Raw genomic sequence first — 14,987 nt, 5'->3', positions numbered from 1 at the left:
TGTGGCTGGCTGGCGCAGGAGGGTTGGGCGCCGCCGCGATTACGTCAAAGTCGCTTTGGGCTGGGGCGGATCAGGCCAATCAGCCAGATGTTGCGAGCGCGCGGTCTACGGCGAGCATGACATCTTCACCCGCAACATCTTCTTCCCTTGCCCCTCCGGTTTCTGCGACGCCGACGGCAACACCTGAACCAGTCGTAATATCGGGCCAACGGCTGTGCCGGGAGGCATGGGGTGCTCGGCCCCCGCTTGCTGGCGGCAAGACACACACCATCGAACGGATGACGATCCATCACACGGGCGCTGTTCTTGAGGACAACCGAAATGCGCCGGGTCGGCTAATTCAGCATCAGCAGCTGCACCAAGGCGAGCGAGACTGGATAGACATCGCGTACCACGTCGGCGTCGACCGCAACGGGAACATCTACGAACTGCGAGACTACAACCTGGTGGGCGACACCGCGACGGAGTACGACCCCACCGGTCACTTTCTCGTCCTATGCGAAGGCGACTTCGATCAGGAGGCGGTGACCGAGGCGCAACTCGACAGCGCAGCACTCGTATTCGCCTGGGCGGCGCAGCAATTCAAGATCACGTCGGAGACGCTCAGCGGCCACAAAGATCATGCCTCTACCGCATGCCCGGGCGCCGACCTTTACGCGCGTCTTAAGTCCGGCGACCTCAAACGCCGAATTGATGGAAACCTCGCCGCGGGCAGAGTGAATCTCCAAGACTTGTGCGGGCCGCAAGCTGCCGAGAGGGTCGCGGCGATCGAAGCAGGTCAGTGATCATCTAGATCGGAGATGTCACCTCGGCACCCGAAGGTGTTTGCGCGCTTCGAGTTCCGCCTCGTCGACGAGGGTCAGCATCGGTTGCCCAGGGACGCAGAGCATCGTGACCACGAAGCGGCACGCGACGTCGTCGCGGTTGTTGGCGTCGGAGTAATGGATGACGTCACCGCCCGGCTCCCAGAAGGCCTCACCGGCGGATAGGACGCGCGGCGGCTCGCCCTCGAGTTCGAACAGCATCTCGCCCTCCAGTACGTAGCCGAAGGCGGGGCCGCTCGGATGGCGGTGCGGCGGTGCGCCTGCGCTGCCCGGCGGGTAGGCGATGGTCACGGTCATCGCGTGCGCGCCCGGTGGGATGAAGGGCGGCTGCACTTCCTGGAGAACCGTCAGCGCGCTCTCCCAGTGGGCGTCGTACCTCTCGGACATGCCTGCTCCTCTCATCGTTGGTCGGGCAAAGTAGGTCGGGGGGTCGGTCAGATGGCGGTGCCGCCGCCGTCGGCGTGCAGCGTCGCTCCGGTGATGAAGCTCGCCCTTGGTGAGGCGAGGAAGAGCACCGCCTGTGCGATCTCGTCGGGGCGTGCGGTGCGGCCGAGGGGCAGGGCGCGACCCAATTCCTCGTTAATGTCGCCCCATTCGGCGACGACGCCCTCGGTGTCGGTGGGTCCCGGGGCGACGCAGTTGACGCGCACGCCGCGGGGCCCGAACTCCACGGCCCAGGTTCGGGTGAGTGACTCCACCGCCGCCTTGGACGCGGAGTACACCGATGCACCGGGTACGCCCTTCGACGCCACCATCGAGGTGACGTTGACGACGGCGCCGCGCCCACGCGTCAGCATCCCTTGGGCGAGGCCGGCCGTCAGGAAGTAGGTGCCGCGCAGGTTGGTGTCGACGGTGTTTCCGAACGCCGCCACGTCCTGATCCACGGTCATGGCCGCGGGGAAGCTCGCGGCGTTGTTCACCAGGATGTCGACCGCGCCTGCCTGCTCGACCAGAGAGCGGACCGACTGCAGGTCCGACATGTCGGCCTGGAGGTAACGGCCCCCGATGTCGTCTGCTGCGGCATTGCCTCGCAACGGGTTTCGCCCGCTGATGATCACCGTTGCGCCCTCGCGGGCCAGCAGTCTGGCGCATGCCAGACCGATGCCCGCCGTACCGCCGGTCACCAGCGCAACATGGTCGTTCAGTTCCATCTTCGTCGTCTCCTCAGGCACTGCACTGCTCGGCAATCGGTTCAGGGGATCGGTGGTCGCGGTGGGCCAGGGCGATGCGCAGCCGCTGGCGGCCCCGGGACACCCGCGACATCACGGTGCCCACGGGAATGTTCAGCAGGGCGGCGGTCTCGGCGTAGGTGTATCCCTCCACACCGGCGTAGTACATGACCGAGCGCACCCCGTCCGGCAGCGTGGCGAGCGCGGCCCTGACGTCGTCATCGGGCATGGCGTCGACGATCTCGGTCTCGGCCGACCGGCGCCGCGTGTCGCCGCCGACCAGATCGAGGACGTCGGACTCGTCGACGGGGACCTCGGTCGGGCGCCGCTCCCTGTACCGGTGCGTGCTGACCCACCGGTTGTGCAGGATGCGGAAGAGCCAAGCCTTCAGATTCGTGCCCTCCTGGAACGACCGAAAACCCGTGAAGGCGTGCAGAAGCGTGTCCTGCAGCAGGTCTTCGGCGTCGGCTTCGCAGTAGGTGAGCCGACGTGCGCGCCTGGCCAGGGCTTCGAACAGGGGAGTGGCGTCGCGAGCGAAGCGTGCGGCCAGGTCGTCGTCCGACTCGACTCCGCCTGCGGTAATGGTGGTCACGGAATCCAGAATCGCCGCGTGGCGACGGAAGCGGACCATTGGAAGTTCGTGGTCGAACCCGTGGTGTCCCCGTGGTCGGGGTCGGTCAGCCGGTCCAGGAGGCGGTGCGGAGCTGCCGGCGCGAGGTGATGCCGAGCTTGACGAACACCTTGCGCAGGTGCCATTCGACGGTGTGGGCACTCAGGAAGAGTTGAGCCGCGATCTCGGAATTGGTGTGACCGTCGGCGGCGAGCCGGGCGATCTGGCTCTCCTGCGCGGTGAGGCCGTCGCCGGATGCCACCGGATGCTTGCGCACCTTCTCGCCGGCGGCGATGAGTTCGCGGCGGGCCCGTTGCGCGAAGGCCTCGGCACCCATGTCGGTGAAGGCGTCGTGCGCTGCGGTGAGTTGTCGACGGGCATCGCCCCGCCGACCGGCCCTGCGCAGCCACTCGCCGTAGGACAGGCGGGTGCGTGCGAGGTGCGGGGCGATGCCCGCGCGGTCGAGCAGGTCGACGGCGTGATCGAACAACTCACCGGCACCGTCGTCGTCGGCCACCAGGGCCCGAGCCGCCGCGACCACGCCTGCGCCCCAGGGTGTTCCGCTGCCGCCCGCGCGATCCGAGAGTAGCGTCACGGCAGCAGCGGCCGTCGCCGTGTCGCCGGCGTGGGCGGCGGCCTCGACGAGTTCGAAGAGACACCAGCCGTAGAAGCCGAGGTCCTCGTATTCGCAGCACCGGCGGGCCGCGGCGAGTGCCTCCTCGTAGCGGCCGAGACCGTTGTAGAGGACGGCGAGGTTGTAGTCGGCCACCCCGACCAGGCGCCCCTCGCCCTTGGCCGTGCCACCCGCCGTGGCCGCCTCCATCAGCGGTACTGCCTCGGCGGCGACGCCTCGCCACGCCGCGAGGGTGAGCGAGTGGTACTTCACCGGGGTATGGCCCATCGACGCCGTCACGGCATTGGCCTCGTCGAGGAGGTCTGCCGCAGAACCCAACTCGCCGCGATAGACGTGGACGCCCGCGCGATAGGTGAGTGCGGGTGCCAGCACCGCCAGTGCCCCGGCGTCGCGTGCGCGCCGCACCATGTCCGTCGAGATCTGCAGCAGCACGTCGTCGTCCCACAGCTCGTGGGCTGCCGACTCCTGCACGATCGGGAACGGCCAGTTCTGCACCGGCCCGGTGTCGTTCTTGGCGTGCTCGTTCCAGGAGTGCAGAGCCCTGCGCAGCTGGTCGGAGCCGGCACCGGGGCCGTCGATGATCCGACATGCCATGCCGTGCAACAGCAAGTCGATCGGACGCCTCACGGTGGGCATCCGCGAGATGGCGTCGAGGCCGGCCCGCGCGGCCTCGGTCAAGACCCGGGGATCGCCCAGCCGACCCGCGTACATGGCGGCGCTGATCGACTCGAGGTAGGTCTCACGGGCTGCGTCGTCGTCGAGGGTCTCCAATTGCCGGGCAGCCTTCAGGAGGGCGGCCGCGGCATCGCTGGTGCGCGGTGCACCCGGTGCACCGGACCGGCTGCGGGCGAAGTCCATCTGCGCGCGCATCCGGCCAACCCGCGCCCGCTGCAACGGCGTCAACTGGGCCAGTTCGGCGATCGCCAGGAGGTCACTGGCCGCCTCGGGTGCTGCCGCCTCGCGCTTGGCCTCGGCGGCGGCAATCGCCCTGGCCCCGCGCAGCCGCGCATCCGACGTCAGTGCCGTGGCCCGCTCGAGGAAGGCTGCGGCCGCGGCGACACCGCCCCTGCTCTGCGCGCGGTTCGCCGACTCCTCCAGGGCGACGGCCACCGACTCGTCGGGACCGGCTGCCGCGTTGGCGCGATGCCACGCCTGCCGATCGGGGTCCGACCGTGGGTCGGTGACGTCGGCGAGCACCTCGTGCACGGTGCGGCGGTCCATCAGGTCCGCCGCGCGGTAGGCGGCCGACCGCATCAGCGGGTGCAGGAATCGCATGCGCGTACCGAATTCGATCACCCCCTCGGCCTCCGCGGGTCCGAGTGCGTCGACCGGTATGCCGAGTCGCGTTGCAGCGCGCAGGAACAGCGCCGTGTCGCCCACCGGTTCCGCCGCCGCGGTCAGCAGCAGCAGACGGGTGTCGGCGGGCAATTCCTGGATTCGGCGCACGAAGTCACCCTCGATGGCCGCCGTGGAGGAGCGCTTGCCGTAGATCCAGAAGCCGCCTGCGAGTTCGGTCGGCGACACGTTGCGGGGGACTTCGAGGATGGCCAGCGGAATTCCGCGGGTCTCCGCGACGATGCGGTCGCGCACCCGCGGATCGATGCCCCCGACCATCACCGATTCGAGGAGGTCCCGCGCCACCGAGTCGGACAGCCCGGCGACCTCCAGCTCCGGCAGACCCCGCAGCGCCTCCGGGCACTCGCGGACGGCGAAGGCGAGGACCACGGGTTCGGCCAGCAGGCGCCGTGCCACGAAGCCGAGTGTCTGCAGCGACACCTGATCGAGCCACTGGGCGTCGTCGACGACGCACAGCATTGGGCGGTCGGCGGCAGCGGCGGCCATCAGGCTCATGACGGCCAGCCCGACCAGGAACCGGTCGGGCGCAGCACCCGCTCCCCGACCGAAGGCCACGTTGAGCGCATCCCGCTGGGGTGGCGGTAGTTCGTCGAGGTGGCCCAGCAGTGGCGTGCACAGTTGGTGGAGGCCGGCGAAGGCCAGTTCCATGTCCGACTCGACGCCCGCCACATGGACGGCTCGGTAGGACGTGGCCTGCGCGCTGAGGTGTTCGAGCAGCGCCGTCTTCCCGACACCGGCCTCGCCGCGCAGCACCAGCACGCGCGCACCCGATGGCTGCGCCGGGACCAGTTCGTCGAGCGCCGCGCACTCCAGGTCGCGGCCGCGCAACACCGGTCCGCGACGTTCGCTCGGCACGACCGTGATCGTATCGCCGAGCCGGCCGCGGCTCACCGCCGCGGCCGAGCCGAGGTCAGGAACCGGTGTAGGTCTCCGGATCGGGCCGGAACCGGGTGCCGTCGTCGAGCGCGTTGAGTGCGTCGAGGTGCTCGGTGGCCAGTTCGAAGTCGAACACGTCGAGGTTCTCGGCGATGCGCTCGGCCTTCGAAGAGCGGTACACCACCGAGTTGCCCAGCTGCACGTTCCAGCGGATGAGCACCTGTGCCGGGGTCTTGCCGTAGGCGTCGGCGACCGACGTCACCGTCGGGTTGTCGAGTAGCTTGCCCACCCCGAGCGGACCGTAGGCCTGGGTGAGGACGTTGTGCTCGGCGTGGAAGCTGCGCAGCGCCGACTGATTCAGCAGCGGGTGCAGTTCGACCTGGTTGACCGCAGGCACGAAGAAGGCGAGATCCATGATCGTGGTCAGGTCGTCGGGGGTGAAGTTGGCGACGCCGATCGACTTCGAGTTGCCGAGTTCCTTCTGCTTCATCAGACCGCCGAAGCTGTCGATGTACTTGCTGGGGTTTCCGGCGGGCCAGTGGATGAGGTACAGGTCGACGTACTCCATGCCGAGCCGTTCGAGGCTGACCTTGAGCGCGTCCTGGGAGGCCTGGTAGCCCTGATCCTCGGTCGCCAGCTTGGTGGTCACGAAGATCTCGGCCCGCGGAATGCCCGACGCGGCGATGGCTCGTCCCACCGCTGCCTCGTTGCCGTAGGCGGCGGCCGTGTCGATCAACCGGACGCCGATCTCCAGCGCCGCGGAGACGGCGTGCTCGGCTTCGGCCTCTGACAACTCGCCGGTGCCGATGCCGAGGACCGGGATCGTGTTGTCGTCGTTGAGGCTCGTGTTCGGAATCTCTGCCGTGGCCATGTTCCACCTACCCTTTGAAGTTGAACGTGCGTGGATCGGGACCCAGTCGCGTGCCGTCCTCGAGCGACGCGATGGACGTCATGTCCTGCTCGCTCAGCTCGAAGTCGAACACGTCGAAGTTGCTCGCGATGCGTTCGGGGTTCACCGATTTCGGGATGACGATATTACCGAGCTGGATGTGCCACCTAATCAGGACCTGCGCAGGCGTTTTGCCGTGTGTCGCGGCGAGGTCCGCCAGCGTCGCGTGGCTCAGCAGCGACCCCTGGCCCAGCGGGCTCCAGGCCTCGGTCGCGATGCCGAGTTCGGCGTGCACCTCGCGCAGTTCGTGCTGGGGGAGCAGCGGGTGCAGCTCGATCTGGTTCACCGCGGGAACGATCCCCGTGGCGTCGACCAGCGTGCGCAGGTGTTCGGGCTCGAAGTTGCTCACGCCGATCGACGTGACCCGGCCCTGCTCGCGCAGGTGGGCGAACGCCTTGAAGGTGTCGACGAAGGCGTTGACCTCCGGCATGGGCCAGTGGATGAGGTAGAGGTCGAGCCGGTCGAGGCCGAGCTTGGTCATGCTCGCGTCGAAGGCCCGCAGCGTGGTGTCGTACCCCTGCTCGGAGTTCCACAGCTTGGTGACGACGTACACGTCGTCGCGCTGCAGGCCCGATGCCGCGACGGCGCGGCCGACGCCCTCCTCGTTGCCGTACGCGGCTGCGGTGTCGACGTGCCGGTAGCCTGCCGACAGCGCCGCACTGACCGCACGCTCGGTGTCGTCGGCCGGGGTCTGCCAGACTCCCAACCCCACGGCGGGGATCGAATTACCGTCGTTCAGCGTGACCGAGGGATCGAAGGAGCGAGCCATGACCAAGAGTGTGCCAGTCGGCATCCCGCCCACCGCTCCGGTGGGCACGGTGGCCGACCCGGGTGCCGGTCGGCCGAGCCGCCGCAAGCTCGCGACGCTCAACGCCGTGAGCGGCGCGCTGCTGCCGTTGGTCAAGCGCATCCCGGAACCGGTCAAGCGCAAGCTGCTGGGTCGCCGCGCGGTGACGATCGACGGCAACACGCTCGACCCGACCCTGGCCCTGGTGCTGGCGATGCAGCGGGCCTCGGGGGTGAACGGCCTGGTGGCCAGCGACGACGTGGTCGTATCCCGGGAACAGCTGCGCAACCTGTCGGCGAAGATCGACTCCGGCGTGACCGTCGGGATCCGCGAGCTGACCGTTCCGGGACCTGAGGGGCAGATGCGGGCCCGTCACTACACACCGGTCGACGGACTGCCCGCCGGCTCACCGCTGCTGGTGTTCTTCCACGGTGGCGGGTTCGTCGTCGGCGACCTCGACACGCACGACGGGCTATGCCGGCTGATCAGCCGCGACGCGGGCGTCGGTGTCCTGTCCGTCGACTACCGGCTCGCCCCGGAACACAAGGCACCCGCTGCGGTCCACGACTGCTACGCCGCCTACCGGTGGGCCGTCGACAACGCCGCCGCGCTGGGCGCCGACCCGCGTCGCATCGCCGTCGGCGGCGACAGCGCCGGTGGCAACCTCGCCGCCGTGGTGTCGAGGCTGGCCCGCGACGACCGCGACCAGGGCGTGCCGCTTCCCGCGCTGCAACTGCTGCTCTACCCGGCGACCAACTTCGCCGGCGACACCCGCTCCAAACTGCTGTTCTCCGAAGGCTTCTTCCTGACCAAGCCGCACATGGACTGGTTCCGGGACAACTACCTCAGCGGCGCGGCGGTGGACGTGTCCGATCCGCTGATCTCCCCGCTGCTGGCCGACGACCTGACCGGCCTGCCGCCCGCACTGGTGCTGACCGCCGGTTTCGACCCGCTGCGCGACGAAGGTCATCACTACGCCGAGGCGCTGGCGGCCGCGGGCGTGCCGGTGGACTACCGCGAGTACGGCTCCGTGGTGCACGCGTTCGCGAACTTCTTCCCGCTGGGCGGCGGGAGTGCGGTGGCCACGGCCGACATGGTCTCGGCGTTGAAGGCTCACCTCAGCCGTTGCTGAGCCCCTGCGCGGCGGCCTCGTGGGTGTGTGCCGCAGCCGCCGGTACCCTGTGATTCGTGGCCACGAAACCGAAGAAGACCGCCAGCTACGACCTGAAGGCTGCGGACCGCAGGCGCGACATGCTGATCAAGATCGGGCTGACCGCGACCGTGGTCGTCATCGCGGTTGCCGTCGTGCTCACGATCGTGCTGAACGCCAAGGACAAGCCCGCCGCAGGTGACGCCAAGTCGATCCGGGTCGCCTCGGCGAACGTGGTCACCAAGGAGGGCACCACCGAGCCCAAGGCCGTGCTGAGTCTCTACGAGGACTTCCTCTGCCCGGTGTGCGGCCGCTTCGAGCAGCAGTTCGGCCCCACCATCAGCTCGCTGGTCGCCAGCGGCGCGATCGCCACCGACTACTACATGGTCGCGATCCTCGACCGCCCGGCGAACCAGAACTACTCCTCGCGTGCCGCTGCCGCCGCGTACTGCGTCGCCGACGAGGACAAGACCCCGAACAAGGAGGCGTTCAGCCGGTTCCACGCCGCGCTCTACGCCCAGCAGCCCAGCGAGGTCGGCACCAACTTCCCGACCGACGAGCAGCTGATCGAGACCGCACGTCAGGCCGGCGCCGCGGGCTCGGTGCCGGAGTGCATCAACAGCGGCCGCTACACCAAGATGGCCGAGGGCCTCGCCGGTGCGGTCGAGATCAACGCCACCCCGACGGTCCGCATCAACGGCGAGGAGTACGAGTACTCCACGCCCGACGCCCTCGTAGCCAAGATCACCGAGATCGTCGGCGAGCTGCCCGGCGCGTCCGCCCAGCCCGCCGCCCCCGCGCCGACCGCTCCGGGCCAGGCTCCGGCAGCACCATGACCGTCACCGCGCCCGATGCCGTCCCGGTTGCCGACGAACCGGCGGCCGGGAACACGGTGCGCGTGGGTCGCGCGAGCGCGATCTGGCTGCTCATCGCGGGTGTCGTCGGCTTCGCCGCCGCCTTCACGCTGACGGTCGAGAAGATCGAGATCCTGATCAACCCGGCCTACGTGCCGTCCTGCAGCATCAACCCGGTGCTGTCGTGCGGCTCGGTGATGGTCACCCCGCAGGCGGCGCTGTTCGGCTTCCCGAACCCGCTGATCGGCATCGTGGCGTTCACCGTCGTCACCGTCACCGGGGTCCTCTCGCTCGCGAGAGTCCGGCTGCCGCAGTGGTATTGGGCCGGGCTGGCCGTCGGCACCCTGCTGGGCGTGGTGTTCGTGCACTGGCTGATCATCCAGAGCCTCTACCACATCGGTGCCCTGTGCCCGTACTGCATGGTGGTGTGGGCGGTGATGATCCCGCTGTTCGCGGTCGTGACTCCGATCGCGCTGCGATCGTTGGCAGACAACCCGATCGCACGCGTCCTCTACCAGTGGCGCTGGCCGCTGGTCGTCCTGTGGTTCACCGCATTGATCCTGATGATCCTGGTGCGGTTCTGGAATTACTGGTCCACGCTGATCTGATTCCAGGCGCGCGCGACCTCGGGTTAGGGTTACGCGTGATTTCCAAACTGCTGGTCGCAAACCGTGGTGAGATCGCGATCCGGGCGTTCCGGGCTGCCTACGAGCTGGACATCGCGACCGTTGCGGTGTTCGCCCTGGAGGACCGCAACTCGTCGCACCGGCTCAAGGCCGACGAGTCGTACCAGATCGGCGAGGTCGGCCATCCCGTCCGTGCCTACCTCTCGGTCGACGAGATCATCCGCGTCGCGCGGCATTCCGGCGCCGACGCCGTGTACCCGGGCTACGGGTTCCTCTCCGAGAACCCCGAGCTGGCTGCGGCCTGCGACGCCGCGGGCATCACGTTCGTCGGACCCGGAGCGCACGTCCTGGAACTGACGGGCAACAAGGCCCGCGCCATCGCCGCTGCCCGCGAGGCGGGGCTGCCGGTACTGGCGTCCTCGGAGCCCTCGGCGTCGGTCGACGAGCTGGTCGCCGCCGCGGCCGGCATGGAATTCCCGGTGTTCGTCAAGGCGGTCTCCGGCGGAGGCGGGCGCGGCATGCGCCGTGTCGCCGAAGCCGCAGCGCTGCCCGAGGCGATCGAGGCGGCCAGTCGCGAGGCGGAGTCGGCGTTCGGCGATCCCACGGTCTACCTGGAGCAGGCGGTGCTCAACCCCCGCCACATCGAGGTGCAGATCCTCGCCGACGCACGCGGTGAGGTGGTGCACCTGTTCGAGCGCGACTGCAGCGTGCAGCGGCGCCACCAGAAGGTGATCGAATTGGCGCCCGCGCCCAACCTCTCCGAGGAGTTGCGGCAGCGGATCTGTGGTGACGCCGTCGCGTTCGCGCGTCAGATCGGCTACTTCTGCGCGGGCACCGTCGAGTTCCTGCTCGACGAGCGCGGCAATCACGTGTTCATCGAGTGCAATCCGCGAATCCAGGTGGAGCACACCGTCACCGAGGAGATCACCGACGTCGACCTGGTCGGCTCGCAGCTGCGGATCGCCGCGGGGGAGTCCTTGGCCGATCTGGGTCTGAGCCAGGACACGCTGCGGGTACGCGGGGCGGCCATGCAGTGCCGCATCACCACCGAGGACCCGGCCAACGGCTTCCGGCCCGACACCGGCCGCATCACCGGCTACCGGTCCCCGGGTGGCGCGGGCATCCGATTGGACGGCGGCACGCACCTCGGGGCCGAGATCGGCGCCCACTTCGACTCCATGCTCGTCAAATTGACCTGTCGCGGAAGGGATTTCACCACCGCCCAGGCGCGGGCCCGGCGCGCACTGGCGGAGTTCCGCGTCCGCGGCGTGTCGACCAACATCCCGTTCCTGATGGCCGTCGTCGACGACCCCGACTTCCGTGCCGGCCGCGTCACGACGCCGTTCATCGACGATCGGCCGCAGCTGCTCACCTCCCACACGCCTGCCGACCGCGGCACCAAGATCCTGAACTTCCTGGCCGACGTGACGGTGAACAAGCCGCACGGCGAACGCCCGTCGACGGTCTATCCGCACGACAAGCTGCCGGTGTGCGATCTCGATGCGCCGCCCGCGCCGGGCAGCAGGCAGCGGCTCATCGAGCTGGGACCGCGGGGCTTCGCCGAATGGATGCGGGACACACCGGATCTCGGCATCACCGACACCACCTTCCGCGACGCGCACCAGTCGCTGCTGGCCACCCGGGTCCGCTCCAACGGCCTGCTGATGGTGGCCCCGTTCGTGGCGCGGATGATGCCGCAGCTGCTTTCGATCGAATGTTGGGGCGGCGCAACGTACGACGTGGCACTGCGCTTCCTCAAGGAGGATCCGTGGGAGCGGCTCGCCGCACTGCGCGAGGCAATCCCGAACATCTGCCTGCAGATGCTGCTGCGGGGCCGCAACACGGTCGGCTACACGCCGTACCCGGAGTCGGTGACGCACGCGTTCGTCGACGAGGCCACCCGCACCGGCATCGACGTGTTCCGGATCTTCGACGCACTCAACAACGTCGACTCCATGCGACCGGCCATCGACGCCGTACGCGAAACCGGCACTGCGGTCGCGGAAGTCGCGATGAGTTACACCGGTGACCTGTCCGACCCCGCCGAAACCCTCTACACGCTCGACTATTACTTGAAGCTGGCCGACCAGATCGTCGAGGCAGGCGCGCACGTCCTGGCGATCAAGGACATGGCCGGACTGCTACGCCCACCCGCCGCCGCCACGTTGGTGTCGGCCCTGCGCAGCCGGTTCGACCTGCCGGTGCACGTGCACACCCACGACACCCCCGGCGGTCAGCTCGCGACGTATCTCGCGGCCTGGCAGGCGGGCGCGTCCGCCGTCGACGGGGCGGCAGCGCCGTTGGCGGGCACCACCAGTCAGCCCGCACTGTCGTCGATCGTGGCGGCGACCGCACACACCGAGTACGACTCGGGGCTGTCGCTGGGCGCGGTCTGCGACCTCGAGCCCTACTGGGAGGCGCTGCGCAAGGTGTACGCGCCGTTCGAGGCAGGCCTGCCCGCCCCGACCGGGCGGGTCTACACCCACGAGATCCCAGGTGGCCAGCTGAGCAATCTGCGCACCCAGGCCGTTGCGCTGGGCCTCGGCGACCGCTTCGAGGACGTCGAGAACGCCTACGCCGGGGCCGACCGGATCCTGGGCAGGCTGGTGAAGGTCACCCCGTCGAGCAAGGTGGTGGGCGACCTCGCGCTGGCCCTGGTCGGAGCGGGTGTCAGCGCCGACGAATTCGCCGAGGACCCACAGCGATTCGACATCCCGGACAGCGTGATCGGTTTCCTGCGAGGCGAACTCGGCGACCCGCCCGGCGGATGGCCCGAACCGCTGCGCAGCAGGGCGCTGGAGGGCAGGGCACCGGCCAAGGCCGTCACGGAGTTGTCGGCAGAGGACGAGAAGCTGCTCGCCGAGCCGGGAGTCGATCGGCAGGCGACCCTGAACCGGCTGCTGTTCCCGGGGCCCACCAAGGAGTTCGAGGCTCACCGCGAGCAGTACGGCGACACGTCGCGGCTCTCGGCCAACCAGTTCTTCTACGGTCTGCGCCACGGGGACGAGCATCGGGTCTACCTCGAACGCGGCGTCGAGTTGATCATCGGGCTCGAGGCCATCTCCGATCCCGACGAACGCGGCATGCGCACCGTGATGTGCCTGCTCAACGGTCAGCTCCGCCCGGTGGTGGTGCGCGACGAGTCCATCGCCGCGGACGTCCCCGCCGCCGAGAAGGCCGACCGGTCCAACCCCGACCACGTCGCCGCCCCGTTCGCCGGGGTCGTCACCGTTGGGGTGGCCGAGGGCGAACGCGTCGATGCCGGCCAGACGATCGCCACCATCGAGGCCATGAAGATGGAAGCGGCGATCACCGCACCGAAGGCAGGCACCGTCGGGCGCGTCGCCGTCGCGGCCACCGCGCAGGTCGAGGGCGGTGATCTGCTGGTGGTGGTGACCTGACCCGCATCATCGCGGGCACGTTCGGCGGACGACGAATCAGCGTGCCGCAGAACCGCTCTGGTACCCGCCCCACCACCGACCGCGTCCGCGAGTCGCTGTTCAACGTGCTCGCCGCGCGGATCGACTTCGACGGTCTACACGTGCTCGACCTCTACGCCGGGTCCGGCGCGCTCGGCATCGAGGCGCTGTCGCGCGGCGCGGAGTCCGCGACGTTCGTCGAATCCGATCGCCGCGCCGGTGATGCCATCGCCGCGAACCTCGCCGAGCTGGGGGCCGAGGGCGCCACGGTGCGCCGGGGCACCGTCGCTGCGGTGCTCGCCGCCGCACCGACCCGGCCGGTGGACCTGGTGTTCGCCGACCCGCCGTACGCGGTGTCGAACGCCGAGGTCGAAGCCGTGCTGCGCGCGCTCGTCGACAACCGCTGGGTGGCACCGGACGCGTTGGCGGTGATCGAGCGTCCGGCGTCGACGCCCGCGCTGAACTGGCCCGACGGGTGGACGCCGGGGCGGGACCGCCGCTACGGCGACACCCGCGTCGAGTTCGCCGAACACGGGATCGCGTAGCGTCTCGTCGCATGAGTGGCGCGGTATGCCCCGGTTCCTTCGACCCCGTGACCCTCGGTCACGTCGACGTGTTCGAGCGGGCGTGCGCCCAGTTCGACGAGGTCGTGGTCGCAGTGTTGGTCAACCCCAACAAGAAGGGGATGTTCACCGCCGACGAGCGCATCGAGCTGATCCGCGAGTCGACCGCGCACCTGCCGAACCTGCGGGTCGAGTCGGGCCAGGGGCTCGTCGTCGACTTCGCAAGGGCGCGAGGCATGTCCGCGATCGTCAAGGGTCTGCGCAGCAGCACCGACTTCGAATACGAGCTGCAGATGGCGCAGATGAACAAGCACGTCGCGGGCGTCGACACCTTCTTCATCGCCAGCACGCCGCAGTTCTCGTTCGTGTCGTCGTCGCTCGCCAAGGAGGTGGCCGGCCTCGGCGGCGACGTCTCCGACCTGCTGCCGGAGCCCGTCAACGCACGTCTGAGGGCCAAGCTCAAGGGTTGAACCGGATCGTCGGCGGGTAGCACGCAGATGGTGCCCACAGCCCGGGTGCCGCTCACAGCTCGAAACACACCCGGAGGCCTTGCCATGGTCGAGACATTCGTTCAGTCGACCGACGACGTCGTCAGGTTCCTCAAGGACCAGCACAATCTGATCAAGGACATGTTCGAGGAGGTCTTCTCCGCGTCGTCCGACGACGCCAGGCGGACGGCCTTCACCGAACTGCGTCAGCTCCTCGCGGTGCACGAGACGGCCGAGGAGATGGTCATCCACCCGCGCGTCCGTCGCGAGGTCGACGGCGGTGACATCATCGTCGACGCGCGCCTCAAGGAGGAGCACGACGCCAAGGAGCAGCTGTCGGCGCTGGAGTCGATGGACGTCGGCTCGAAGGAGTTCCTCGACGCCCTCCGGCTGTTCCAGGGTGCGGTGCTCGACCACGCCGCGCGCGAGGAGAGCGAGGAGTTCGACAAGCTGGTGCGCGAGGTCGACGCGGACGACCTCAAGCGCATGCTCGCGGCGGTCCACGCGGCGGAGGCCATGGCGCCGACCCGCCCGCACCCCGGCGTGGAGTCGGCGAAGCTGAACTTCGTGGTCGGGCCGTTCGCCGCGATGCTCGACCGGGCCCGCGACGCGATCGACGCCGTCCTGCGCTAGTAAGGCTCTAGTAGAGGTCGACGGCGACACACCGGTCGGCAAAGCCGAG

At 69.1% G+C, this 14,987-nt stretch carries 14 protein-coding genes; 8 read left to right on the top strand and 6 right to left on the bottom strand.

The annotated features are described in order from the left end of the window. The first annotated feature begins 197 nt into the window (after window positions 1-197). Entirely contained in the window at window positions 198-785 is a 588-nt protein-coding gene (locus G6N61_RS09080; protein ID WP_308215022.1) for a peptidoglycan recognition protein family protein, read from the top strand. A gap of 18 nt (window positions 786-803) precedes the next feature. Here the strand turns inward: G6N61_RS09080 and G6N61_RS09075 are convergent, their stop codons facing one another. The 6 genes from G6N61_RS09075 to G6N61_RS09050 form a co-directional block, all read right to left on the bottom strand. Continuing rightward, a complete protein-coding gene (locus G6N61_RS09075; RefSeq protein ID WP_163918222.1) occupies window positions 804-1,211 on the bottom strand; it encodes a cupin domain-containing protein in 408 nt (135 codons plus the stop codon). A gap of 47 nt (window positions 1,212-1,258) precedes the next feature. Continuing rightward, window positions 1,259-1,975 carry an SDR family NAD(P)-dependent oxidoreductase gene (locus G6N61_RS09070; protein ID WP_163918221.1) on the bottom strand — a complete coding sequence of 239 codons (717 nt, stop codon included), beginning with the start codon at window positions 1,973-1,975 and terminating at the stop codon, window positions 1,259-1,261. A gap of 13 nt (window positions 1,976-1,988) precedes the next feature. Further along, window positions 1,989-2,585 carry a sigma-70 family RNA polymerase sigma factor gene (locus G6N61_RS09065; protein WP_407666414.1) on the bottom strand — a complete coding sequence of 199 codons (597 nt, stop codon included), beginning with the start codon at window positions 2,583-2,585 and terminating at the stop codon, window positions 1,989-1,991. An 85-nt stretch (window positions 2,586-2,670) separates the two neighbouring features. Further along, window positions 2,671-5,448 carry a helix-turn-helix transcriptional regulator gene (locus tag G6N61_RS09060; RefSeq protein WP_163918219.1) on the bottom strand — a complete coding sequence of 926 codons (2,778 nt, stop codon included), beginning with the start codon at window positions 5,446-5,448 and terminating at the stop codon, window positions 2,671-2,673. A 55-nt stretch (window positions 5,449-5,503) separates the two neighbouring features. Beyond that, window positions 5,504-6,340 (bottom strand): aldo/keto reductase, encoded by an 837-nt coding sequence (locus tag G6N61_RS09055; RefSeq protein WP_163918218.1) that lies wholly within the window; start codon window positions 6,338-6,340, stop codon window positions 5,504-5,506. 7 nt (window positions 6,341-6,347) lie between these two features. After that, entirely contained in the window at window positions 6,348-7,187 is an 840-nt protein-coding gene (locus G6N61_RS09050) for an aldo/keto reductase (protein WP_163918217.1), read from the bottom strand. Between G6N61_RS09050 and G6N61_RS09045 the strand changes: the two genes are divergently transcribed. The 7 genes from G6N61_RS09045 (at window position 7,186) to G6N61_RS09015 (ending at window position 14,938) form a co-directional block, all read left to right on the top strand. Continuing rightward, window positions 7,186-8,337, top strand: a complete 1,152-nt coding sequence (locus tag G6N61_RS09045; RefSeq protein ID WP_163918216.1) for an alpha/beta hydrolase — start codon at window positions 7,186-7,188, stop codon at window positions 8,335-8,337. The genes G6N61_RS09050 and G6N61_RS09045 overlap by 2 nt on opposite strands. A gap of 56 nt (window positions 8,338-8,393) precedes the next feature. Next, window positions 8,394-9,191, top strand: coding sequence for a DsbA family protein (locus tag G6N61_RS09040; protein WP_163918215.1), 798 nt, complete (start codon window positions 8,394-8,396; stop codon window positions 9,189-9,191). After that, a complete protein-coding gene (locus tag G6N61_RS09035; protein ID WP_163918214.1) occupies window positions 9,188-9,817 on the top strand; it encodes a vitamin K epoxide reductase family protein in 630 nt (209 codons plus the stop codon). The genes G6N61_RS09040 and G6N61_RS09035 overlap by 4 nt, the downstream gene beginning before the upstream one ends. Window positions 9,818-9,852: 35 nt before the next feature. Next, complete coding sequence (locus tag G6N61_RS09030; RefSeq protein WP_163918213.1) at window positions 9,853-13,236, top strand: pyruvate carboxylase; 3,384 nt, start codon at window positions 9,853-9,855, stop codon at window positions 13,234-13,236. Further along, window positions 13,233-13,799 (top strand): 16S rRNA (guanine(966)-N(2))-methyltransferase RsmD, encoded by a 567-nt coding sequence (gene rsmD, locus G6N61_RS09025; protein WP_163924703.1) that lies wholly within the window; start codon window positions 13,233-13,235, stop codon window positions 13,797-13,799. The genes G6N61_RS09030 and rsmD overlap by 4 nt, the downstream gene beginning before the upstream one ends. Window positions 13,800-13,810: 11 nt before the next feature. After that, window positions 13,811-14,287, top strand: coding sequence for a pantetheine-phosphate adenylyltransferase (coaD, locus tag G6N61_RS09020; protein WP_163918212.1), 477 nt, complete (start codon window positions 13,811-13,813; stop codon window positions 14,285-14,287). 84 nt (window positions 14,288-14,371) lie between these two features. Beyond that, window positions 14,372-14,938, top strand: coding sequence for a hemerythrin domain-containing protein (locus G6N61_RS09015; RefSeq protein ID WP_163918211.1), 567 nt, complete (start codon window positions 14,372-14,374; stop codon window positions 14,936-14,938). Window positions 14,939-14,987 lie beyond the last annotated feature (49 nt).

This window comes from Mycolicibacterium arabiense (genome assembly GCF_010731815.2).
Lineage (GTDB): Bacteria > Actinomycetota > Actinomycetes > Mycobacteriales > Mycobacteriaceae > Mycobacterium > Mycobacterium arabiense.
This window is presented reverse-complemented; position numbering and strand designations above follow the sequence as displayed.